The organism is Stenotrophomonas sp. SI-NJAU-1 (assembly GCF_020883215.1).
GTDB lineage: Bacteria > Pseudomonadota > Gammaproteobacteria > Xanthomonadales > Xanthomonadaceae > Stenotrophomonas > Stenotrophomonas indicatrix.
Map to the genome: position 1 here is coordinate 1,497,435 of NZ_CP086598.1, position 20,005 is coordinate 1,517,439.

Below are 20,005 nucleotides of genomic sequence, written 5' to 3' on the forward strand. Positions count from 1 at the left end.
TCTAGCAGGATGTGGGGGCCTGTCAGTGACCGCCGGCCGCCGGGGCGGTGGCGGCCGGGCCCTCGTCCTCGGCCGGCAGGTCCAGGCTGTAGGTGCAGCCGGCCAGGGTCCTGCCGGGGTGGCTGGCGACGGTGGATACGCTGAGGATGATCGACTCGATCTGCGCCTCCCCGGTCTTCGGGTCGGTCACATCGCGGCTGACCAGCTCGCGCCCGGCCATGAACTTGCCGTCCTGGTCGTAGCCGATCTCCAGGGCCAGCTGCTTGGCCAGCGGCCGCGGATCGGCCTGGTCGAGCACGGCCATGATGCTGGCGCCGGCCACGGCCACACGCTCGGTCTGCTGGCCGAACACGGTGATCGGGCCGGCCAGGCGGTACTCGCTCATGAACTGGTTGCCCTGCGGCAGCGGCTGCAGGCCATGCGCCACGGCCTTCAGCGGATCGGCCAGCAGCGGTGCCAGCGCGGCGTGCTCGGCCACGCCCTGGCGGCATTCGATCAGCGCAGGCAGGTCCAGTGGCGCGGCGGAAGCGGTGGAGGCAACGAGCAGCAGGGGCAGGGCAGTACGCAGCAGCACAGGCAGAAGGTCCGCGATGGAAGGAAACCGGAGCATGGTAGCGGCCGTCGCCGTGTCCGGCGACCGCGCCGGCCGGTTCAGGGCGGGAACCGCTGCGAGCCGGATAACAGGGGCGCGCTCAGTCCTGCGAAGTGCGGCCTAGCCGCGCTTGCATGCGCCGTAGCGGCCAGCGGGCCACGGCGCGCAGCGCCATCACCGGCAAGGTGAGCAACGCCGAGAGCATTGCCATGTGGACCAGCTGCATCACCGCACCGACCGCAACCTGCAGTGCAGCCGGCTCCAGCAGCCCGTCCGGCAGGTCCGTGCTGACCCGGCGGATAGCGACCATGTACACCGCGGCGAGCAGGAACAGCATCCGCAGCTGCGCACGCGTTGCATGGAAGAAAGGCAGGCTGCCGCTTGCACGCCCCAGGCGCTGCTGCAGGACCACGCGCCAGCTCACCGGTGCGCACAGCGCACCGATCAGGATCAGCACCATCGCGGTCATCCAGAGCGCCGGCGTACTGTTCACCGGTCCATCGCCGCCGAGCAGATGGGGCCCGACCATGCCCACGGCCACACCCGCCAGCAGGCTGACAGGCGCCAGCAGGGCCAGCGTGCGCAGCAGCCAGTGCCGGCCATCGGGGTGGCGGGCGCTGACCCGGTGCACCACATTGGCGGCCACCACCAGCAGCAGGGCGAAGATCGCACTTCCGGTTCCGGCCAGCAGCGGCCCGATGTTGCCCATCATCATCCATGTCTCCGGCAGGGGTGCAGGCACAGGATAGCGCTGCCCCCGCTTCAGCGCTCGCCGGCGTACGGGTCGTCGATGCCAAGCTCGGCCAGGATCTCGCGCTCCAGCTGTTCCATCGCCTCGGCTTCCTTGTCGTCCTCGTGGTCCCAGCCAAGCAGGTGCAGCACGCCGTGCACGGTCAGGTGCGCGTAGTGGGCATTGAGCCCCTTGCCCTGCTCCTCGGCTTCACGCGCCACCACCGGTGCGCAGATCACCAGGTCGCCCAGCAGCGGGAACTTTACGCCCTTGGGCAGGCCCTCCGGCACGTCGGCCGGAAAGCTGAGCACGTTGGTGGCGTAGTCCTTGCCCCGGTAGTGCCGGTTCAACGACTGCCCTTCCTTGCTGTCGACCACGCGGATGGCCAGGTCGGCCTCGCGGATCCGGCCCTTCAGCGCCGCCGCCACCCACTTGCGGAAGCTGACGGCAGAGGGCAGCCCGGCACGGGGCAGGGCATAGCTGACGGCGACATCGAGGCGGACGGGACCCTTGGTCATGGCAACACCGGCATTTCAGATCGAACAGGAGGTCACAGTATCGCGCGTGTCGCCGTTCACTGCGACTTCCAGTCGCCGGCTTCGTAGGCGATTTCGATCACCGACGCCTTGGCCGCACGCCCCTGGATGTCGGCACCGCCGGTCGATGGGTGGCAGTTGTAGCCGTTCTGCAGCGTCACCTGTCTGGCCAACTGGATTGCCCCCTGCTCCGGCGCCGCATCGGGATCCACATACAGGGTGGCGTTGGCACAGCCGCCTACGTTGGCCACTTCCAGCGCCGGGATCAGGCCGCGCGTGGCGCGATCAGCGAGGACATCGAATGCCTCGCGCGGCAGGACGGACTGATTGGCCGAGATGCGCAGCTTGAAGAAATGCAGCTGCTTATAGAACAGATAGCCATTGGAATGCAGCGGCTGGTTGCTGGACACGTGCAGCAGGCTCAGGCGCAGCTTCTCGCCTCGGACCTGCTCGGCCTTGGCAATGGCCTGGATCACCGCTGCGTCGATGTCATTGGCACCTTCCGCAGCAACTGCCTCGGCCGACAACGGGAAGGGCTCCTGTCCCAGCTCCTGCAGGTCCGCGTAGACGCCGGACGCAACCGCCTGCCTGAGGTCCGCCTGCAAGGCCTGCATGCCGCGGTCCACGGCAACCTGCGGGTCCAATCGGCCCGCCGGATACACGAAAACACTGATCGCCGCCTCTGGGTGCAGGCGGCTGCGGTAACTGAACCCGGCCCCCGCCAATCGGTCGTCCGGGTTGTAACTGCTGCGTACGAGCGTGAAATCCTCCACCTGGTAGGGAGCAATCACATAGCTGGATTCAACATACGCCCGCGCTTCGGCGGCAGGCGGGGGAGAGGCGAGTGCATGGACCGGCCCGAGGGCCAGCAGGCACAACGACAGCAGCAGACCCGGGCGAACCATGACACGTCCTTATGTGCACAGGAGCCCGCAGTGTAGTGTCATTCCGCTCCAGGTTGGATCTCATGAAGGTCGCGGCGGTCGTAGGCACTGACGATGCGCGCCACCAGCGGGTGGCGGACCACGTCGCGGGCTTCGAAGAAGGTGAAGCTGACACCCTCCACATCGCGCAGCACGTCGATCGCATCGCGCAGGCCGGACTTCACATGCTTGGGCAGGTCGGTCTGGGTCAGGTCGCCGGTGACCACGGCGGTGGAGCCGAAGCCCAGGCGGGTCAGGAACATCTTCATCTGTTCGATGGTGGTGTTCTGCGCTTCGTCCAGGATCACGAATGCATCGTTGAGCGTGCGGCCGCGCATGTAGGCCAGCGGCGCGATCTCGATGACGTTCTTTTCCAGCAGCTTGAGCACCTTTTCCACGCCCAGCATTTCATACAGGGCGTCGTACAGCGGGCGCAGGTACGGGTCGACCTTCTGGCTCAGGTCGCCGGGCAGGAAGCCTAGCTTCTCGCCGGCCTCGACCGCCGGACGCACCAGGATCAGGCGCTGCACGCGCGATTCGTTCAGTGCTTCCACCGCGCTGGCCACGGCCAGGAAGGTCTTGCCGGTACCGGCCGGGCCGATGCCGAAGTTGATGTCGTGGCTGACGATCTGGTGCAGGTAGCGGCTCTGGTTGGAACCCCGGCCGCGCACGGTTCCGCGCTTGACCCTGATCGCCACGTCCTGCGCTTCGTAGGAGCGGTCGGCGATCTGTTCGATGTTGGCCGCGTTCAGCCGCAGGTGAATGGCGTGGTTGTCGAAGGTGATCTCGGCGGCTTCCTCGTACAGCGCCTCGATCAGCTTCTGTGCCTCGGCACTGGCTTCGGCCGGGCCACTGACGCGGAACACGAAGCCCCGGTTGGCGATTTCCACGCCAAGCTTCAGTTCGATCTGGCGAAGGTGGCCGTCGAACGGGCCGCACAGGTTGGCCAGCTGCGCGTTGTCTTCCGGCGACAGGGTGAAGTCTCGATGCTCGATGCTTTTCATTGCTTGGGGTGGGGCGGGGTCGCCGTCCACCGCGATGGAGTCAGGGACGACAAGGGTAACGCGCAAGCCGGCATGACAACAGTTCTCCACACCGGGTGTGGACCGGCGCCGAAGAAACCTGTGGATAGATCTTCGCAGGGCTTGTGCCACAAGGAAGATGATGCCGTGGTGAAAATTGTGCCAGTGCCTGCAGGGTTTTCCACATGCGGTGTGGACGGTGTTGCCACGAACCTGTGGATAGGTGGCAGCGAGCCTTGCGGCAGTGGCCTTGGCAGCGACTGATCAATTATTGGCCAGCGCTGATCTGGATCATTGCGGGTGCACAGGGAGCATGGCACCGTGGCGCCATCGCAGGAGGTGGCGCATGGCCGTGGGCACGTGGGTGCGCAGGATGGGATTGCTGGGCAGCTGCCTTCTGGCGGGTTGCGGCGAAGCACCACCAGCAGCACTGGGTACGCTTGAATGGGACCGGATCAGCGTGCCCGCACCGGCGGCTGAAGTGATCAGTACCGTTGACGTGCGCGAGGGGCAGGCGGTCAAGGCGGGCGCGCTGCTGATGCGCCTGGACCCTGCCCGCGGCGCAGCCCAGCTCGACGCCGCACAGGCCGAAACGGCCCGCACGCAGGCACAGCTCGAGGAACTGCAGGTGGGCCCGCGTCCGGAGCAGATCGCCCAGGCGCAGGCACAGCTCACCGCGCTGCGCGCGCAGGCGGCGGAAGCCACCGCTTACTACCGCCGGGTGCAACCGCTGGCCCGTCAGCGGTTGGTGGCTGCCGCTGATCTGGACCGGGCCCGCGCGGCCGCCGACAACGCCGTGGCCAGCGTGCGTGCTGCCGAACAGGCATGGCTGCAGCTGCAGCGCGGCAACCGTCGTGAGGACATCGCCCAGGGCCAGGCCGCCTCCAGGGCGACACAGGCACAGGAGGTCGTGCAGGCCGTCAACCTGCAGAAGCTGCAGCTGCGCGCACCGCGCGATGGCGTGGTCGATGCGTTGCCCTACAGGCAAGGCGACCAGGCACCGATCGGTGCACCGTTGGTGGTGATGCTGGTGGGCGAACGGCCGTATGCGCGCGTGTACCTGCCGCAGCCGTTGCGCCTGCAGGTGAAGGTCGGGCAGGCCGCGCTGGTGCAGCTGGACGGCGCCAACACCGTACTGAAAGGGCATGTGCGGTCGATCCGCAGCGAACCTTCCTTTACCCCCTATTACGCGTTGACTGGTGATGACGTCTCGCGGTTGAGCTACCTGGCCGAGATCGAGATCGACGACAGTGCCGACATGCAGGCGCTGCCCGCCGGGCTGCCGGTGCAGGTGCGTTTCTGAATCCGGTCGATGACATCGCCGTGCGTGCGCGGGGCCTGAGCCGCCGTTTCGGCGACCTGCTGGCGGTGGACAACGTCGATCTGCAGGTGCCGCGTGGGCACGTATACGGTTTCCTCGGCCCGAACGGCTCGGGCAAATCGACCACCATCCGCATGCTGTGCGGGCTGCTCGAGCCGAGCGCGGGCGAGATCGACGTACTGGGCCTGGCGATCCCGGCGCAGGCCGAGGCGTTGCGCCGCCGCATCGGCTACATGACCCAGCGTTTTTCGTTGTACGAAGACCTGTCGGTGCGGGAGAACCTGGAATTCCTTGCCGCCATCCAGGATCTGCCACGCGCGCAGGCACGGCAACGGGTCGATGCGCTGCTGCAGCAGTACCGCCTGCAGGATCGCCAGGTGCAGTTGGCCGGCACCCTCAGTGGGGGGCAGAAGCAGCGGCTGGCGCTGGCCGGTGCGGTGATCCATGCGCCGGAACTGCTGTTCCTGGATGAGCCGACCAGTGCGGTCGATCCCGAGTCGCGTCGTGATTTCTGGGAGGCGCTGTTCGAACTCGCCGATGCCGGTACCACGGTGCTGGTGTCCACCCATTACATGGACGAGGCCGAACGCTGCCACCGGCTGGCGATCCTTGATCGCGGTGCCCTGGTAGCCGATGGCACGCCGGCCGAACTGTGCGCGCAACTGCAGGGCCGCACCCTGGCCGTCACCACCGCGCAACCCCGGCAGGCCAGCCGCGCGCTGGCGGCGCTGCCGGGCGTGCTCAGCGTGGCGCAGATCGGCACCGAACTGCGCGTGCTGTGCAGCGAGGGCGCGGCCGATACCCGCGTGTTGGCGCAGGCCCTTGCCGACGCCGATCCGCAGGCCAGCATCGAACCGGTGGCGCCCAACTTGGAAGATGTCTTCGTTGCCGCCACTCGCGGCCGTGGCCGGGAGCCGGCCGCATGAACCCGCGCCGGCTGTGGGCGATCATGCTCAAGGAGCTGCGGCAGCTGCGCCGCGACCGCATCACCCTGGCGATGATCATCGGCATCCCGGTGATGCAGCTGCTGCTGTTCGGTTATGCGATCAACCTCAACCTGCGGCACCTGGATGCGGGCATCGCCGACCAGGCCAACAGCGCCGCCTCGCGTGCGCTGGTGCAGGACATGGTCGCCACGGGGGTGATCACACCGCGCAGCGAAGCCTATACGCCCGACCAGCTGATGCAGGCACTGCGGCAGGGCAGGATCAGCGTGGGCATTGTGATCCCCGCCGATTTCGAACGACGCCGCTACGAAGGCCGCGAAGCGGTGCAGGTGCTGGTCGACGGCAGCGACACGGTGGTGCAGAGTGCGGCGATCCAGTTGGCGCAGGTGCCGCTGGACACGCGGCCGACCAGCAACACACGGCCGCTGCGCGAGGGCAATATTGCCAGCGGGCCGGTAAGCGTCATCAGCTTCTATAACCCGCAACGACGGTCAGCGGTGAACATCGTGCCCGGCCTGATCGGGGTGATCCTGACCATGACCCTGGTGATGTTCACTGCAGTGGCGGTGGTACGCGAGCGCGAACGCGGCAACATGGAGCTGCTGATCGCCACGCCGGTATCGCGCAGCGAACTGATGGTCGGCAAGGTATTGCCATACGCAGCGATTGGTCTGCTGCAGACCACCCTGGTGCTGCTGCTGGGCACGTGGTTGTTCGAGGTCCCGATCCGCGGCAGCCTGCTGGATGTCTATCTTGCCGCCGTGCTGCTGGTGCTGGCCAACCTGGCGCTGGGCCTGTTGATTTCAACCCGGGGGCGTTCGCAGTTCCAGGCCATGCAGATGACCCTGTTCCTGTTCCTGCCTTCCATCCTGCTGTCGGGCTTCATGTTCCCGTTCGCCGGCATGCCCCGGCCGGTGCAGTGGCTGGCGGAAGTGTTGCCGCTGACCCACTTCCTGCGCCTGGTCCGCGGCATCATGCTGCGCGGGGCTTCGCTGTGGGAGCTGTGGCCGGACGCGCTGGCACTGCTGGTGTTCATCGTGGCGATGATGACCCTGGCCATCCTGCGCTTCCGCAAACGCCTGGATTGAAGCACGCCGACCAACGGTCGGCATCCACCCCGGTAGGTGCCGACCGTTGTTCGGCACACCTCAATTCCTCGATAGGTGCCGACCGTTGTTCGGCACACCTTATTCCGTCACGACGCGCCCGCGCAGCGAGTTGGTCATCGCTTCCGTGATCACCACGTCCACGAACTGGCCGATCAGGCGCGGGTGCGCCGGGAAGTTCACCGAACGCATGTTCTCGGTCTTGCCGGTCAGTTCGTTCGGGTTCTTGCGCGAAGGGCCTTCCACCAGCACGGTCTGTATGCTGCCGACCATCGTTTCGGAGATCTGCGCGGCATGCGCGTTGATCCGTTCCTGCAGCCGCGACAGGCGCGCATGCTTTTCCGCGTCGCTGATCGTGTCTTCCAGGTCTGCAGCCGGCGTGCCCGGGCGACGCGAATAGATGAAGGAGAAGCTGTGGTCGAAGCCGATATCCTCGATCAGCTTCATGGTCTTCTCGAAATCAGCATCCGTCTCGCCAGGAAAACCGACGATGAAGTCCGAACTGATCGAGATATCGGGGCGCACTGCACGCAGCTTGCGGATCTTCGACTTGAATTCCAGTGCGGTATAACCGCGCTTCATCGCTGACAGCACGCGGTCGCTGCCTGCCTGCACCGGCAGGTGCAGGAAGTTGGCCAACTGCGGTACATCGCGGAACGCGTCGATCAGCGAATCGCTGAACTCCAGCGGGTGCGATGTGGTGAAGCGGATGCGGCCGATGCCGTCGATCTCGGCGATGGTGCGGATCAGCAGGCCCAGGTCGGCGAGCTCGCCGTCACCATAGGGGCCGCGGTAGGCATTGACGTTCTGGCCGAGCAGGTTGATCTCGCGCACGCCCTGTGCCGCAAGCTGTGCCACTTCCACCACCACGTCCTCGAACGGACGGCTGACTTCGGTACCACGCGTGTAGGGCACCACGCAGAACGAACAGTACTTGGAGCAGCCTTCCATGATCGATACGAATGCCGATGCGCCATCGGCACGCGGTTCGGGCATGCGATCGAACTTCTCGATTTCCGGGAAGCTGATGTCCACCTGCGGGCGCTGCTGCTCGCGACGGGCGCGGATCAGTTCCGGCAGGCGATGCAGTGTCTGCGGGCCGAACACCAGGTCGACGAACGGCGCACGCTTGATGATCGCCTCGCCTTCCTGCGACGCCACGCAACCGCCTACGCCGATGATGACCTCGCGGCCCTGGTTCTTCAGGCTCTTCCAGATGCCCAACTGACTGAACACCTTCTCCTGCGCCTTTTCGCGGATCGAGCAGGTATTGACCAGGATGACGTCGGCGTCCTCCGGGCGATCGGTCAGTTCCAGGCCATCGCTGGCGGCGAGCACGTCGGCCATCTTGGCCGAGTCGTACTCGTTCATCTGGCAACCGTGGGTCTTGATGTACAGCTTGCCCTTCACCTGGTCGGGCTTGCGCGGACCAGAGGGCAGGGCAACGAGCGGGGTGCCGCCCTGGGTGGCGGGCGGAAAGACGTCTGGCGTCCCGTTCATGGCGCTTAATCCATTCGGGTGGCGGGAAAGGGGGCGATTCTACCCGCATCCCAGGGCGTGCGCCCGGCGCAACGGCAGCGGCGCCACGCTGCGCGCTCGCGGGGCATGGCCCCGCGCTGCCTGCATCCCGTGCCGTTCGGCAGCGCCGGGCCGGGTGCCTTACGCCGCGACCAGCTCCGCATCGATCTGCCGCGAGCGGTCGAACGCGGTCAGCGCACTCATCCGTGCGATGTAGGCGGCCGTCGCCGGTGCCGGCTGCACCAGGCCGAACGCACTGGTCCAGGCCAATGCATTGCCCCACAGCACGTCGGCCGCACTCATCACCTCGCCCAGCAGGTACGGCCCCTGCGCCAGCTGCGCCTCGATCACCTGCAGCACCGTATCGGCATCGTTGTAGGGCGACATCAGGCGCGGCGGCGGCTCGCGATGCATGGCCTTGTCGATCATCGCCGGCTCGAAACAGGCGCCATAGAAGGCCATCCAGCGCAGGTAGGGGCCGCGCAGGGCGTCGCCGATCGGCGGTGCCAGTCCGGCTTCCGGGTACAGGTCGGCCAGGTACAGATAGATCGCCACCTGCTCGGTCACCAGGGCGCCGTTGTGGACGATGGCCGGCACCTTGCCCATGGGATTGATCGCCAGATAGGCCGGGGCCAGGTTGGCGCCAGCCTTCAGGTCCAGCACCTGCATGCGGTAGTCGGCGCCCAGTGCTTCGAGCAGGGCCACCGCGCCGCTCGAGCGTGAACGGGCGGCGTGGTAGAGGGTGATCTGGCGTGACGTCATGGCATTGCTCCCTGCAGGTGGTGGTGAAGTGGGACCCATGCTGGGGCACAATTGCGGACGAATTCTGTCCGCGATCCGTCATGCGCCATACCGCCCATCGCCTGCTTCGCTTGATTTCCCTGCTGCAGGCCCGCCGTCACTGGTCCGGCGCCGAGCTGGCCGAGCGCATGGGCGTGGACCGGCGCAGCATCCGTCGCGATGTCGAGCGCCTGCGTGAGCTGGGGTATCCGGTACAGGCCTCGGCCGGTGTAGGTGGCGGCTACCGGCTGGGCGCCGGTGCGCCGGTGCTGCCGATGCTGCTGGATGAGGAGGAGGCCACCACACTGGCGATTGCCCTGCGCGCGGCGTCGGCCACGGTGTCCGGCATCGACGACACCGCACGCGGCCTGCTGTCCAAGCTCGACCCGCTGGTGCCGGCGCGTCGCCGCCAGCAGGCCGGCGAAGTACATGCCGCCACCGCAACCCTGTCCGACCTGCCATCCACCGACGCGCGCCTGCTCGGGCGGCTGGCCCAGCATTGCCGGCAGGCCGCGCGGCTGGCCTTCGAGTACCGCAGCGCGCAGGACGCGGTGACGCAGCGCGAGGTCGAGGCCCAGCACCTGGTCAACTACGGACGGCGCTGGTATCTGCTGGCCTGGGACCTGGGGCGGCAGGATTGGCGCACGCTGCGCGTGGACCGGATGGGCGCAGTGCGTCCGCTGCCAGAGCCCGGCCTGCATCGGCGCACTCCGGCGCCGCCGGATGTGATGGTGCGGCAGGCGGTCAGCCAGGCGCCGTTCGCGCTGCAGGCCGTCCTGCGCCTGGCCGGCAGCGAAGCGGAGCTGACCGGGCGCATTCCGCCCTGGTGCGGTGTGCTGGAGGCCGACGGGCCAGCGCATTGCCTGTTGCGGATGGGCGCGGAGAGCCGCGGCATGATGCTGGCGCAGATCCTCAGCCTGGATCGCCTGCCGGTGGCGCTGTGGACCACGCCGGCCGAGCTGCGCGAGGAGCTGGCCCAGCGCCTGACCGGGCTTGGCCAGGTCCTGGCCGTGCCCGCCGTCACGGTCTGAGCCGGCGCCCTTGGCAAGCCGCAGCGAAGCTGGGACACTCGCGGCCATGAAGGGGAGACTGGGGATAACGGCGATCATCATCGCTGCGCTGACCGCTGCGCCGGCCAGCGCCGGTACCCTGTACAAGTGCCTCGGCGCCGACGGTGTCACCAGCTATGTCAGCAAGCGGGTGGCCGGTGCCCATTGCAGCACCATCAGCTACACCCGCAGCGCGGGCAGGGCGGCGCGCGCTCCCGTTGCCACGCCGGCGCCGGTACCAGTACCTGCGGCACCTGCTGCAGTGGTGGCCAGCGCCGAGCGTAATCCGGTCGCGGTCGCCGCCGCTGCGGCCAGTCCTGCTGTCGCAGCGACCCCGGCACCCGCAACGAGCTCTACGCCGGCCAGTCCGCGCGGCGGCAGGATGGTCAGCGGACAGGTCTATTCGTACATGCAGGACGGGGTGCGCCACTACACCAGCGCACGCCCGACCCAGGTCGCCAACCTCGGCCCGGTGCGGACGATCCGCTACAGCTTCATGGAGCGCTGCTACGCCTGTGGGGTCAATCCGCGCGTCGATTTCGGCAGCGTGCGCCTGAACACCACGGCCTTCCAGAGCGAGATCACCTCGGCCGCACGCGAATTCGGGGTGGAAGAGGCCGTGGTACGCGCGATCATCCATGCCGAATCGGCCTACAACCCGACCGCACTCAGCCGTGCCGGCGCCCAGGGCCTGATGCAGCTGATGCCACCCACCGCCGCGCGCTTCGGCGTCAGCGATTCCTACGACGCGGGGCAGAACATCCGTGGCGGTGTGCAGTATCTGGCGTGGTTGCTGAAGCGCTTTAACGGTGATCTGACGTTGGCGGCTGCCGGCTACAACGCAGGCGAGGGCGCGGTCGATCGCCATCGCGGCGTGCCGCCCTACAGCGAGACCCAGTATTACGTGCGCCGGGTCGGCCAGCTGGCCGAGCGCTATCGCACCGCCCTGACCAAGCAGTAGGTGCCGACCGTTGGCCGGCACACCTTTGAACAGGTAGGTGCCGACTGTCAGTCGGCAAGGATCTGAAAGAGTTGTTGCAATGCGTTGTGTGGCGCGCAACGGTTCCGCTACACTCGACCGAGATTCAATGCGGCTCTGGCCCCCACCGGAACCGCTGGCAGCCTTAAAGCTACCTAATCAATATCGGAGTGCCGGATGGCCAACGATGGGGTACACGATCCAGTCAACACCGGACGTCGGCGTTTTCTTACTGCCACCACAGCCGTGGTGGGCGCCGTCGGCGTCGGATTCACCGCAGTTCCTTTCATCAAATCCTGGAACCCCAGTGCCCGCGCCAAGCTTGCCGGCGCACCGGTGGTGGCCGACATCAGCGCCCTGCAGGAAGGCCAACGCCTGATCGTGGAATGGCGTGGCCAGCCGATCTGGATCGTCAAACGGTCCAAGGCGATCCTTGACGCGCTGCATGGGCTGGATGGCCGCTTGAAGGACCCCGAGTCCGGCGAGAAGGACCAGCAGCCGGAGTACGTGCTCAAGCAGAACCCGGAGCTGCGCTCGATCAAGCCCGAGATCTCGGTGCTGGTTGGTCTCTGCACGCACTTGGGCTGTTCGCCGGAAATGGTGGGTGAAATCCGCCCCGAGCCCTACGATCCGCAATGGAAGGGCGGCTATTTCTGCCCCTGCCACAAGTCGCGCTTCGACATGTCCGGCCGCGTCTTCAAGGACGTGCCCGCACCCATCAACCTGAAGGTGCCCGCGCACCACTACCAGGACGACAACACCATCATCATCGGTGTCGATCCGCAGGGGGCTGCCTGATGTCCAACATCCTCAGCCGTACCGCCACCGGCGTGGCCGACTGGGTCAATGCCCGCGCGCCGGGGTTGATGCCGATCTACCGCAAGCACGTCAGCGAGTACTACGCGCCGAAGAACTTCAACATCTGGTACTACTTCGGCTCGCTGGCGCTGCTGGTGCTGGTCAATCAGATCGTCACCGGCATCTTCCTGACCATGCACTACAAGACGAATGCCGCCGAAGCATTCGCCTCCATCGAATACATCATGCGTGACGTGGAGTGGGGCTGGCTGATCCGCTACATGCACTCCACCGGTGCCTCGCTGTTCTTCATCGTGGTCTACCTGCACATGTTCCGCGGGCTGCTGTATGGCAGCTACCAGAAGCCACGCGAGCTGGTGTGGATCCTGGGCATGCTGATCTACCTGGTGCTTATGGCCGAGGCCTTCATGGGCTACGTGCTGCCGTGGGGCCAGATGTCGTTCTGGGGTGCCAAGGTGATCATCTCGCTGTTCGGCGCCATTCCGGTGATCGGCAATGGCCTGACCGAATGGATCATGGGCGATTACCTGCCCAGCGACGCCACGCTCAACCGGTTCTTCGCACTGCACGTGATCGCGCTGCCGCTGGTCCTGCTGCTGCTGGTGGTGCTGCACCTGGGCGCGCTGCATGAAGTGGGATCGAACAATCCCGATGGCGTGGAGATCAAGAAGGGCCCGAAGGGCAACCGCTGGTCACCGAACGCACCGACCGACGGCATCCCGTTCCATCCCTACTACACACTCAAGGACGGCGTCGGTGCGGGCTTCCTGCTGATCATCGCGGCCTTCATCATCTTCTTCGCACCGGCCTTCGGTGGCCTGTTCCTGGAACACGACAACTTCACCGAAGCCAATCGCCTGGTCACCCCCGAGCACATCAAGCCGGTCTGGTACTACACGCCGTACTACGCCATGTTGCGGGTGGTGCCCAACAAGCTGGGTGGCGTGATCGTGATGTTCTCGGCCATCGCCATCCTGTTCCTGGTGCCCTGGCTGGACCGCGCACGGGTCAAGTCCTACCGCTACCGTGGCGTGCTCTCGCGGGTGCTGCTGGGGGTGTTCGCAGTGTGTTTCGTCTGGCTCGGCGTGATCGGCTCCGGCCCGGGCACCGATGCACACGAGACCTATGTCGGGCGGGTGCTGACCTTCCTGTACTTCGCCTTCTTCATCACCATGCCGATATGGACAAGGCTGGACAAGACCAAGCCGGTACCGGAAAGGGTGACCACGCATGACTGAGCGCTGGATGGTCCGGCTGGCCCTGGCGGCCGCCCTGATGCTGGGCAGTACCCTGGCCATGGCCGCCGAGGGCGGCACCAAGCTGCTGCAGGCCGGCAACGACCTGGGTGACCGGGCGTCGCTGCAGCGCGGCGCCCAGTTGTACATGAACTACTGCAGTGGCTGTCATGCACTGAAGTACCTGCGCTATTCGCGGATGGGCGAGGACCTGGGGCTGAGCGAGGAAGAGGTGATGAACAACCTCAACTTCACCGGCTCGGCGATCGGTGATCCGGTGCCGGTGGCGATGCCCAAGGAGCAGGCCGAAAAGTGGTTCGGCAAGATGCCGCCGGACCTGAGCCTGATTTCCCGGGTGCGCGGCAGCGACTGGATCTACACCTACCTGAAGTCGTTCTACCTGGACAGCAGCCGCCCGCTGGGCTGGAACAATGCGCTGTTCGCCAACGCATCCATGCCCAATCCATTGTGGGAGATGCAGGGCCTGCAGCATGCGGTGCATGGCAAGGCCGAAGCGGCGGGCATGGACCCGCCGGTGACGGGCCTGCGCATCGAGAGCCCGGGTTCGGTCGATGCGGCGCAGTACGACCAGGCCGTGCGCGACATCACCAACTTCCTTGAATACGCCGGCGAGCCGGCCGCGCTGAAGCGGCAGCAGCTCGGTGTCTGGGTGATCCTGTTCCTGGCCCTGCTGACCTTCCTGGTGTACCTGTTGAAGAAGGAATACTGGAAGGACGTGCACTGATCCAGGGCCGGCCATCGCAACGGGCCTATTGGCTTTTGTGATGGTCGGTTGCACACTCGGGGAGGAGTCGACCGTCAGCACGGTGCTGGCGGCGCCGATACGGCAGGCGGTCTCCTGTCGTAGGAGAGCCTTTGATGGCGGCGAGCGTACGCATGCGCAATACACTGACGCTGTTTTCCTCGAACGACGATGTACTGTGCCACCGTGTGCGCCTGGTGCTGGCGGCCAAGGGCGTGAGTTTCGACTTCGTACCGGTGGATCCACAGAACCCGCCGGAAGATCTGATCGATCTCAATCCGTACCACTCGGTGCCGACCCTGGTCGAGCGCGAGCTGGTGCTGTATGCCGCGTCGGTGGTCAGCGAGTATCTGGACGAGCGCTATCCGCATCCGCCGCTGATGCCGGTCGACCCGCTGTCGCGCGCGCGGATCCGCCTGGCCATGCTGCGTATCGAGCACGACTGGGTGCCGCAGGTGCAGGCGATCCAGCTGGGCAACAAGACCCAGGCCGAGGCAGGGCGCAAGCGGCTGAAGGAACTGTTGACGGCCTCGCTGCCGTTGTTCAAGGCCAGCAAGTTCTTCCTCAACCCGGAAATGAGCCTGGCCGACTGCGCGATGGCGCCGATCATCTGGCGCCTGCAGTCGCTGGATGTACCGTTGCCGAAGGACGGCAAGGCGATCGAGGACTACGGCAACCGGATCTTCCGCCACCCCGGTTTCGTCCGCAGCCTGACCGAGCAGGAAAAGAAACTGCGCGATCTGCCGGGCTGATCGGCCATCCGCTTTCCCGTCTGCACGCCGACCGGCGTGCAGGCGATACGCCCCGACCGGGGCGTCGGGCGCTACACTTCACGCATGACCGAAGACTTCTTCCACATGACCAGCCACCGACCGTACCTGTTGCGGGCACTGGTGGAATGGATCAATGACAACCAGCTGACGCCGCACATCCTGGTCGACGCCGGCGTTCCCGGCGTGCAGGTTCCACCTTCGGCCATCAAGGACGGCCGGGTGGTGCTCAACATCGCCGAACGCGCGGTGGTGCGGCTGGTGATCGACAACGAGTCGGTGAGCTTCTCGGCGCGCTTCTCCGGCACCAGCTACCCGGTGCAGGTACCGATCAGCGCCGTGCTGGCGGTGTATGCCCGCGAAACCGGGCAGGGCATGGCGCTGCCGGATGACATTCCCGGTGGCGAGCCGGCGCCGGCCAGCGACGAGCTGCTGCACGACGGTGAGCAGACGCCGCCGGACGATACGCCGCCGGCTGGTCCGCCGCCGAAAGGCCGCCCGACCCTGCGCGTGGTCAAGTAATGGTGGGGCCGACCGCTGGTCGGCACACCTTCAGCCCCTACACGTCCTCGGCATCTTCGGTGCCCGCACGGATCTGGCTGATCCGCGCCGCGCCCGGGCCGGTGAATGAAACCAGCTGGTCGCCGCGCAGTACCATGCGGCCGACATGGCGATCGATGCCGTCGTAGGAATACTCGAACTTGAAGGTGCGTTCGAAGCCGAGCCGTCCGTCTTCCCCGCGCGACAGGCGCAGGCCCGTGGCGTGCACTGCCTGGTCCAGCCACTGCACATCGGCGGCACGGCAGGCGTTGCGGCCCAGCTCGATCGCACGTTCGGCGGCCGAACGCGCTGCGTTCCAGAAGAAGTAGACGATACCGCCGGCAATCAGCAGCAACAGCAGGGTGGGCATGGCGTCAGCCGTCAGGTGTCGATCCGCCAAAGATGGCGACGAATGGCGACCGGATCAAGCGGCATGTGCTCAGCGAACGCTGCCGGGCTCCACCGACTGCTGCGGCGGTGCAGCGGGAATCACTGTTGGAAGCGGTGCAAGCTGCGGCGCAGTGGCATTCAACTGCAGCAGCGCGGCCCAATCCTGCCGGTTGAAGCTGCATTCGTCCTCGCGGCCCGGCGTGCAGGTCGGGTCGATGCCGGTGGTGTCGCGCTCGCGCGGCGGCGGCAGCTTGATCGTGCCGGTGCGATCCAGTTGCAGCAGGCGCATCGCCACGGTGTTCATGACATTGCCACCCACCAGGTAAAGCGTCTGGTCGCCACCGAGGTTGGCCGCCACCACCACTTCGCAATGCGATTTCCAATGGCCGACCGAGCCGTTGCCCAGGGCCTGCACCAATCCGCTGTAACTGAGCGTGCTGCTGCGGTCGCGCAGGAAGCACAGCAGATCGCCCGGCGCAGGCTTGGCGGTGGCCGGGTCCACCAGGCGGTAGGGCACGCCGGAAGGGCCTGCCTGGTAGGCGGCGCGGATGTAGTCGATATGGCGTGGGGAAGTATTGAAGCCGGGTACGCCGGCACGCACCATCACCCAGGAAATGAAGGCCGCCGACCACGGATTGTCGATCAGGAAGGCGCGGCAATCGCTGTCGGTGTAACGCGTGCCCAGCGGCGCCAGGCAGCTGCTGGCGCCGGGCTGGCTGCCCAGCGCGTTGAGCGTGCCGCTTTCGCGCCAGTAGCTGGTGACCCGTTGCCAGGCGATCAGGCCGTTGTCGGCCAGATGATCGCCTTCGGCCTCGGTGACACTGAGGCTGGCGGCGCGGCCGTCACGGTCGATGAAGGGGCGATACCAGAGCCGATGCTCGTTGCAGGCGGTGTTGCGGATGGCGACCGCCAATGGGCTCAGGCCGAAACGCGGTGGGACATCGCAGGCTTCGGCAGCGGCGGCCGAGAAAGGCGTCGCGGCCAGCAGCAGGCAGGCAGGCAAGAGCATCCGGCGCATGCGCGGCTCCTGTGGGGGATGGCCGCAGCGTCGCAGCGCCGTTGTGAACGCCGGGTGTGAGAACGGTAGTGCCGGCCGCTGGCCGGCAACATCACGATCCGCCAATCCACCCTCAACCCGGAGGCGGACCCAGTTTCAACGACAGGTCGATTGCCTGCACGTGCTTGGTCAGGCCGCCGATGGAAATGCAGTCCACCCCATCTTCGGCGATCGAGCGCAGGCCGCCGAGGCCGACGCTGCCGGACACCTCCAGTGGAATGCGGCCTTCGGTGATGCGCACCGCTTCGCGCCGCAGTTCCGGGCTGAAGTCGTCCAGCAGGATGCGTTCACAGCCGGCTTCCAGCGCTTGCCGCAGCTGTTCCAGGTCCTCGACCTCGACCACCAGCGGCAGCTGTGGCCATTGCTGGCGGGCGGCCGACACGGCGGCAGCCAGTGACCCCGCCGCGCGGATGTGGTTCTCCTTCAGCATCACCGTGTCGTACAGGCCGAAGCGGTGGTTGTCGCCACCACCGCACCGTACCGCGTACTTCTGTGCCATGCGCAGGCCGGGCAGGGTCTTGCGGGTATCAAGGATGCGTGTGCCCGTGCCTGCCACCGCAGCCACGTAGCGGGCCGTGGTGGTGGCGGTGCCGGACAGGGTCTGCAGGAAATTCAGCGAGGTGCGTTCGGCGCTGACCAGGCTGCGGCTGCGCCCATGCAGCAGGGCCAGCACGGTGCCAGCGCTGACGCTGTCGCCTTCAGCCACCCGCCACTCGATCCGCACGTCCGCATCGAGTGCGCGATGGGTGGCGTCGAACCACGGACGGCCCGCGATCACCGCATCCTGCTTGCACAGCAGGAAGGCGCTGTCGGGCTGGTCGGGCAGCAGGGCGGCGGTGACGTCACCGCTGCCCAGGTCCTCGGCCAACGCGCGGGCGACATCGGCCGCGACGACGGCTGGATCCGGCGTCGGCAGCGCGCTCATGAGGCCGGGAAGTCGGCGATCTGTGCGGTCGGGATGGCTTCTTCGGCCAGCAGCACCGGGATGCCGTCGTCGACGCGGAACACCTGCTTGCGGTCGCGGGTGACCAGGGCTTCGCGCAGCGGCTGCGCCAGCGGGTTGCCATCGGCGCGGTTGACGGAACCGGCGGCGATCGCCCGGTTGAGGGCTTCCAGGCCCTTGCCATCCAGCAGGGACAGGGGCTGGCGGGTGTCGGGCGACACCAGCAGGTCGAGCAGCTTGCGATCCATGGTTCTTCGTCTTGCGTGGAAGATGGCTAGAATACGTCTTTAAGGCAGGTGACGGCCAATGACCCCCAACCCGATCGCGCCGCTTGTCGGCATCGTCATGGGTTCCCGCTCCGACTGGGAAACCATGCAGCACGCCGCCCAGAAGCTTGAAGCTCTGGGTGTTCCGTTCGAAGTGAAGGTGGTGTCCGCCCATCGGACGCCGGATGTGTTGTTCAGTTATGCCGAGCAGGCCGGTTCGCGCGGGCTGCGCGCGATCATCGCCGGCGCCGGCGGTGCCGCGCATCTGCCGGGCATGATCGCGGCCAAGACCGCGGTGCCGGTGCTGGGCGTGCCGGTGCAGTCCAAGGCCCTCAACGGCATGGATTCGCTGCTGTCGATCGTGCAGATGCCGGCCGGCATCCCGGTCGCCACCTTCGCCATCGGCAATGCCGGCGCGTCCAATGCCGCGCTGTTCGCCGCCGCGATGCTGGCCAGCGAGCAGCCGGCCATCGGCCAGGCGCTGGACAGCTTCCGCGCGCGCCAGACCGAAGACGTGATGGCCCACGACGATCCGCGCCAATGAGCCTGACCGTCGGCATCCTCGGCGGCGGCCAGCTCGCCCGCATGATGGTCCTGGCCGGTGCGCCGCTGGGACTGCGCTTCGAACTGTACGATCCGGCGGCCGACGCCTGCAGTGGCCCGCTGGCGCCGCTCACCGTCGGCGCCTTCGATGATCGCCAGGCACTGGCGGACTTCGCTGCCAGAGTCGACGTGATCACCTTTGATTTCGAGAACGTGCCGGCTGGCAGCGCGCAATGGCTGGCCGACCGCGTGCCGGTCTATCCGCCGCCGTCGGCGCTGGCGGTGGCCCAGGACCGGTTGAGCGAGAAGACCCTGTTCCAGCAGCTGGGCATTCCGCTGCCGGCCTTCGCCGATATCCGCAGCCGCGACGAGCTGGCTGCCAGGGCCGCCGAATTCGGCCTGCCGTGCATCCTCAAGACCCGCCGACTGGGCTACGACGGCAAGGGTCAGTTCCGCCTGCGCAGCGAAGCGGACATCGATGCGGCATGGCAGGCCCTGGGCGCGCAGGTCGAGCGCACCGGCCTGATCCTCGAGGGCTTCGTCGCCTTCCAGCGCGAAGTCAGCGTGATTGCCGTGCGCGGCCGCGATGGCAGCTTCCAGGCCTGGCCGGTCACCGGCAACTGGCATGTCGACGGCGTGCTGTCGGCCAGCGTCGCACCGGCGGTGCTGTCCGCTGCCGAGCACGAAGCGGCGATCGGCTATGCCCGTCGTGTTGCCGAACACCTGCAGTACGTGGGGGTGTTCGCGCTCGAACTGTTCTGCCGCGACGGTGAACTGCTGGCCAACGAGATGGCGCCACGCGTGCACAACTCCGGTCACTGGACCATCGAAGGCAGCGAGACGTCCCAGTTCGAGAACCATCTGCGTGCGGTGCTCGGCCTGCCGCTGGGCAGTACCCGCATGCTCGGCCATGCCTGCATGCTGAACTGGCTGGGGGCGATGCCCGATCCGGCGCCGGTGCTGCAGCAGGCCAGTGGCCATTGGCACGATTACGGCAAGGAGTCGCGTGACGGCCGCAAGGTGGGTCACGCCACCCTGCGTGATGATGATGCCGACGCACTGGCCGATGCGCTGGAGCAGGTAGGCCTGGAGCTCGACCGCCAGGCCCAGGTGGCCCCCGCGGTACACGCGCTGCGTAACGGCTGACCAAGGTGATGCCGGCCGTCGGCCGGCAGG

23 protein-coding genes are annotated in these 20,005 nt (G+C 66.9%); 12 read left to right on the forward strand and 11 right to left on the reverse strand.

Going from position 1 to position 20,005, the window contains the following annotated elements:
- Positions 1-22 precede the first annotated feature (22 nt).
- From LMF57_RS06885 to LMF57_RS06905, 5 genes are all read right to left on the reverse strand, one after another.
- On the reverse strand, positions 23-610 hold the full coding sequence (locus LMF57_RS06885; protein ID WP_208082034.1) for a hypothetical protein: 588 nt from the start codon (positions 608-610) through the stop codon (positions 23-25).
- A gap of 82 nt (positions 611-692) precedes the next feature.
- Positions 693-1,304: a hypothetical protein gene (locus LMF57_RS06890; RefSeq protein WP_229291142.1), complete on the reverse strand. Its 612-nt coding sequence runs from the start codon at positions 1,302-1,304 to the stop codon at positions 693-695.
- Positions 1,305-1,354: 50 nt separating this feature from the next.
- Positions 1,355-1,840, reverse strand: coding sequence for an rRNA maturation RNase YbeY (gene ybeY, locus LMF57_RS06895; RefSeq protein ID WP_208082032.1), 486 nt, complete (start codon positions 1,838-1,840; stop codon positions 1,355-1,357).
- A gap of 56 nt (positions 1,841-1,896) precedes the next feature.
- Entirely contained in the window at positions 1,897-2,763 is an 867-nt protein-coding gene (locus LMF57_RS06900; RefSeq protein ID WP_229291143.1) for a hypothetical protein, read from the reverse strand.
- Positions 2,764-2,801: 38 nt separating this feature from the next.
- Positions 2,802-3,785 (reverse strand): PhoH family protein, encoded by a 984-nt coding sequence (locus LMF57_RS06905; RefSeq protein ID WP_117309955.1) that lies wholly within the window; start codon positions 3,783-3,785, stop codon positions 2,802-2,804.
- Between the two features lie 364 nt (positions 3,786-4,149).
- Here LMF57_RS06905 and LMF57_RS06910 point away from each other — a divergent pair, with 364 nt between their 5' ends.
- Genes LMF57_RS06910 through LMF57_RS06920 form a run of 3 tightly spaced genes read left to right on the forward strand, consistent with a single transcriptional unit; the run spans position 4,150 to position 7,159 of the window.
- Entirely contained in the window at positions 4,150-5,106 is a 957-nt protein-coding gene (locus LMF57_RS06910) for an HlyD family efflux transporter periplasmic adaptor subunit (protein ID WP_117309956.1), read from the forward strand.
- A gap of 20 nt (positions 5,107-5,126) precedes the next feature.
- A complete protein-coding gene (locus LMF57_RS06915; RefSeq protein ID WP_117309957.1) occupies positions 5,127-6,050 on the forward strand; it encodes an ABC transporter ATP-binding protein in 924 nt (307 codons plus the stop codon).
- Positions 6,047-7,159: an ABC transporter permease gene (locus tag LMF57_RS06920; protein WP_208082031.1), complete on the forward strand. Its 1,113-nt coding sequence runs from the start codon at positions 6,047-6,049 to the stop codon at positions 7,157-7,159. The genes LMF57_RS06915 and LMF57_RS06920 overlap by 4 nt, the downstream gene beginning before the upstream one ends.
- 99 nt (positions 7,160-7,258) lie before the next feature.
- On the opposite strand, the gene miaB is transcribed toward LMF57_RS06920, so the two are convergent.
- Positions 7,259-8,677 (reverse strand): tRNA (N6-isopentenyl adenosine(37)-C2)-methylthiotransferase MiaB, encoded by a 1,419-nt coding sequence (miaB, locus tag LMF57_RS06925; RefSeq protein WP_208082030.1) that lies wholly within the window; start codon positions 8,675-8,677, stop codon positions 7,259-7,261.
- Positions 8,678-8,836: 159 nt separating this feature from the next.
- Positions 8,837-9,457: a glutathione S-transferase family protein gene (locus LMF57_RS06930; RefSeq protein WP_117309960.1), complete on the reverse strand. Its 621-nt coding sequence runs from the start codon at positions 9,455-9,457 to the stop codon at positions 8,837-8,839.
- Positions 9,458-9,537: 80 nt separating this feature from the next.
- On the opposite strand from LMF57_RS06930, the gene LMF57_RS06935 reads away from it, so the two are divergent.
- The 7 genes from LMF57_RS06935 (at position 9,538) to LMF57_RS06965 (ending at position 15,612) form a co-directional block, all read left to right on the forward strand.
- A complete protein-coding gene (locus tag LMF57_RS06935; protein ID WP_140226521.1) occupies positions 9,538-10,506 on the forward strand; it encodes a WYL domain-containing protein in 969 nt (322 codons plus the stop codon).
- A gap of 46 nt (positions 10,507-10,552) precedes the next feature.
- Complete coding sequence (locus LMF57_RS06940; protein ID WP_208082029.1) at positions 10,553-11,485, forward strand: lytic transglycosylase domain-containing protein; 933 nt, start codon at positions 10,553-10,555, stop codon at positions 11,483-11,485.
- Positions 11,486-11,680: 195 nt separating this feature from the next.
- On the forward strand, positions 11,681-12,301 hold the full coding sequence (petA, locus tag LMF57_RS06945) for a ubiquinol-cytochrome c reductase iron-sulfur subunit (RefSeq protein WP_025875286.1): 621 nt from the start codon (positions 11,681-11,683) through the stop codon (positions 12,299-12,301).
- Complete coding sequence (locus tag LMF57_RS06950) at positions 12,301-13,560, forward strand: cytochrome bc complex cytochrome b subunit (RefSeq protein WP_117309963.1); 1,260 nt, start codon at positions 12,301-12,303, stop codon at positions 13,558-13,560. Before petA ends, LMF57_RS06950 begins: the two co-directional genes overlap by 1 nt.
- On the forward strand, positions 13,553-14,302 hold the full coding sequence (locus LMF57_RS06955; RefSeq protein ID WP_025875282.1) for a cytochrome c1: 750 nt from the start codon (positions 13,553-13,555) through the stop codon (positions 14,300-14,302). The genes LMF57_RS06950 and LMF57_RS06955 overlap by 8 nt, the downstream gene beginning before the upstream one ends.
- A 134-nt stretch (positions 14,303-14,436) precedes the next feature.
- On the forward strand, positions 14,437-15,072 hold the full coding sequence (locus tag LMF57_RS06960) for a glutathione S-transferase N-terminal domain-containing protein (RefSeq protein ID WP_049466972.1): 636 nt from the start codon (positions 14,437-14,439) through the stop codon (positions 15,070-15,072).
- 84 nt (positions 15,073-15,156) lie between these two features.
- Entirely contained in the window at positions 15,157-15,612 is a 456-nt protein-coding gene (locus LMF57_RS06965; RefSeq protein ID WP_117309965.1) for a ClpXP protease specificity-enhancing factor, read from the forward strand.
- A 37-nt stretch (positions 15,613-15,649) separates the two neighbouring features.
- Here the strand turns inward: LMF57_RS06965 and LMF57_RS06970 are convergent, their stop codons facing one another.
- From LMF57_RS06970 to LMF57_RS06985, 4 genes are all read right to left on the reverse strand, one after another.
- On the reverse strand, positions 15,650-16,000 hold the full coding sequence (locus tag LMF57_RS06970; RefSeq protein ID WP_117309966.1) for a DUF3301 domain-containing protein: 351 nt from the start codon (positions 15,998-16,000) through the stop codon (positions 15,650-15,652).
- Between the two features lie 69 nt (positions 16,001-16,069).
- The gene (locus tag LMF57_RS06975) at positions 16,070-17,038 is read right to left on the reverse strand and encodes a DUF2272 domain-containing protein (protein WP_208082028.1); all 969 of its coding nucleotides are present in this window, start codon (positions 17,036-17,038) and stop codon (positions 16,070-16,072) included.
- A gap of 112 nt (positions 17,039-17,150) precedes the next feature.
- Entirely contained in the window at positions 17,151-18,002 is an 852-nt protein-coding gene (gene nadC, locus LMF57_RS06980) for a carboxylating nicotinate-nucleotide diphosphorylase (protein ID WP_208082027.1), read from the reverse strand.
- Positions 17,999-18,268 (reverse strand): Trm112 family protein, encoded by a 270-nt coding sequence (locus tag LMF57_RS06985; protein ID WP_208082026.1) that lies wholly within the window; start codon positions 18,266-18,268, stop codon positions 17,999-18,001. Before LMF57_RS06985 ends, nadC begins: the two co-directional genes overlap by 4 nt.
- 58 nt (positions 18,269-18,326) lie before the next feature.
- Here LMF57_RS06985 and purE point away from each other — a divergent pair, with 58 nt between their 5' ends.
- Positions 18,327-18,830, forward strand: a complete 504-nt coding sequence (gene purE / locus LMF57_RS06990) for a 5-(carboxyamino)imidazole ribonucleotide mutase (protein ID WP_208082025.1) — start codon at positions 18,327-18,329, stop codon at positions 18,828-18,830.
- Positions 18,827-19,975, forward strand: a complete 1,149-nt coding sequence (locus LMF57_RS06995; protein ID WP_229291144.1) for a 5-(carboxyamino)imidazole ribonucleotide synthase — start codon at positions 18,827-18,829, stop codon at positions 19,973-19,975. Before purE ends, LMF57_RS06995 begins: the two co-directional genes overlap by 4 nt.
- Positions 19,976-20,005: the final 30 nt, after the last annotated feature.

Coding starts and splice junctions, on each gene's coding strand:
- LMF57_RS06900 (WP_229291143.1), bottom strand. CDS start 2,763: ATGGTTCGCCCGGGTCTGCTGCTGTCGTTGTGCCTGCTGGCCCTCGGG.
- petA (WP_025875286.1), top strand. CDS start 11,681: ATGGCCAACGATGGGGTACACGATCCAGTCAACACCGGACGTCGGCGT.
- LMF57_RS06950 (WP_117309963.1), top strand. CDS start 12,301: ATGTCCAACATCCTCAGCCGTACCGCCACCGGCGTGGCCGACTGGGTC.
- LMF57_RS06960 (WP_049466972.1), top strand. CDS start 14,437: ATGGCGGCGAGCGTACGCATGCGCAATACACTGACGCTGTTTTCCTCG.
- LMF57_RS06985 (WP_208082026.1), bottom strand. CDS start 18,268: ATGGATCGCAAGCTGCTCGACCTGCTGGTGTCGCCCGACACCCGCCAG.
- LMF57_RS06965 (WP_117309965.1), top strand. CDS start 15,157: ATGACCGAAGACTTCTTCCACATGACCAGCCACCGACCGTACCTGTTG.
- purE (WP_208082025.1), top strand. CDS start 18,327: ATGACCCCCAACCCGATCGCGCCGCTTGTCGGCATCGTCATGGGTTCC.
- LMF57_RS06920 (WP_208082031.1), top strand. CDS start 6,047: ATGAACCCGCGCCGGCTGTGGGCGATCATGCTCAAGGAGCTGCGGCAG.
- LMF57_RS06970 (WP_117309966.1), bottom strand. CDS start 16,000: ATGCCCACCCTGCTGTTGCTGCTGATTGCCGGCGGTATCGTCTACTTC.
- LMF57_RS06905 (WP_117309955.1), bottom strand. CDS start 3,785: ATGAAAAGCATCGAGCATCGAGACTTCACCCTGTCGCCGGAAGACAAC.
- LMF57_RS06935 (WP_140226521.1), top strand. CDS start 9,538: ATGCGCCATACCGCCCATCGCCTGCTTCGCTTGATTTCCCTGCTGCAG.
- LMF57_RS06885 (WP_208082034.1), bottom strand. CDS start 610: ATGCTCCGGTTTCCTTCCATCGCGGACCTTCTGCCTGTGCTGCTGCGT.
- ybeY (WP_208082032.1), bottom strand. CDS start 1,840: ATGACCAAGGGTCCCGTCCGCCTCGATGTCGCCGTCAGCTATGCCCTG.
- nadC (WP_208082027.1), bottom strand. CDS start 18,002: ATGAGCGCGCTGCCGACGCCGGATCCAGCCGTCGTCGCGGCCGATGTC.
- LMF57_RS06890 (WP_229291142.1), bottom strand. CDS start 1,304: ATGATGGGCAACATCGGGCCGCTGCTGGCCGGAACCGGAAGTGCGATC.
- LMF57_RS06995 (WP_229291144.1), top strand. CDS start 18,827: ATGAGCCTGACCGTCGGCATCCTCGGCGGCGGCCAGCTCGCCCGCATG.
- LMF57_RS06930 (WP_117309960.1), bottom strand. CDS start 9,457: ATGACGTCACGCCAGATCACCCTCTACCACGCCGCCCGTTCACGCTCG.
- LMF57_RS06910 (WP_117309956.1), top strand. CDS start 4,150: ATGGCCGTGGGCACGTGGGTGCGCAGGATGGGATTGCTGGGCAGCTGC.
- LMF57_RS06975 (WP_208082028.1), bottom strand. CDS start 17,038: ATGCGCCGGATGCTCTTGCCTGCCTGCCTGCTGCTGGCCGCGACGCCT.
- miaB (WP_208082030.1), bottom strand. CDS start 8,677: ATGAACGGGACGCCAGACGTCTTTCCGCCCGCCACCCAGGGCGGCACC.
- LMF57_RS06955 (WP_025875282.1), top strand. CDS start 13,553: ATGACTGAGCGCTGGATGGTCCGGCTGGCCCTGGCGGCCGCCCTGATG.
- LMF57_RS06940 (WP_208082029.1), top strand. CDS start 10,553: ATGAAGGGGAGACTGGGGATAACGGCGATCATCATCGCTGCGCTGACC.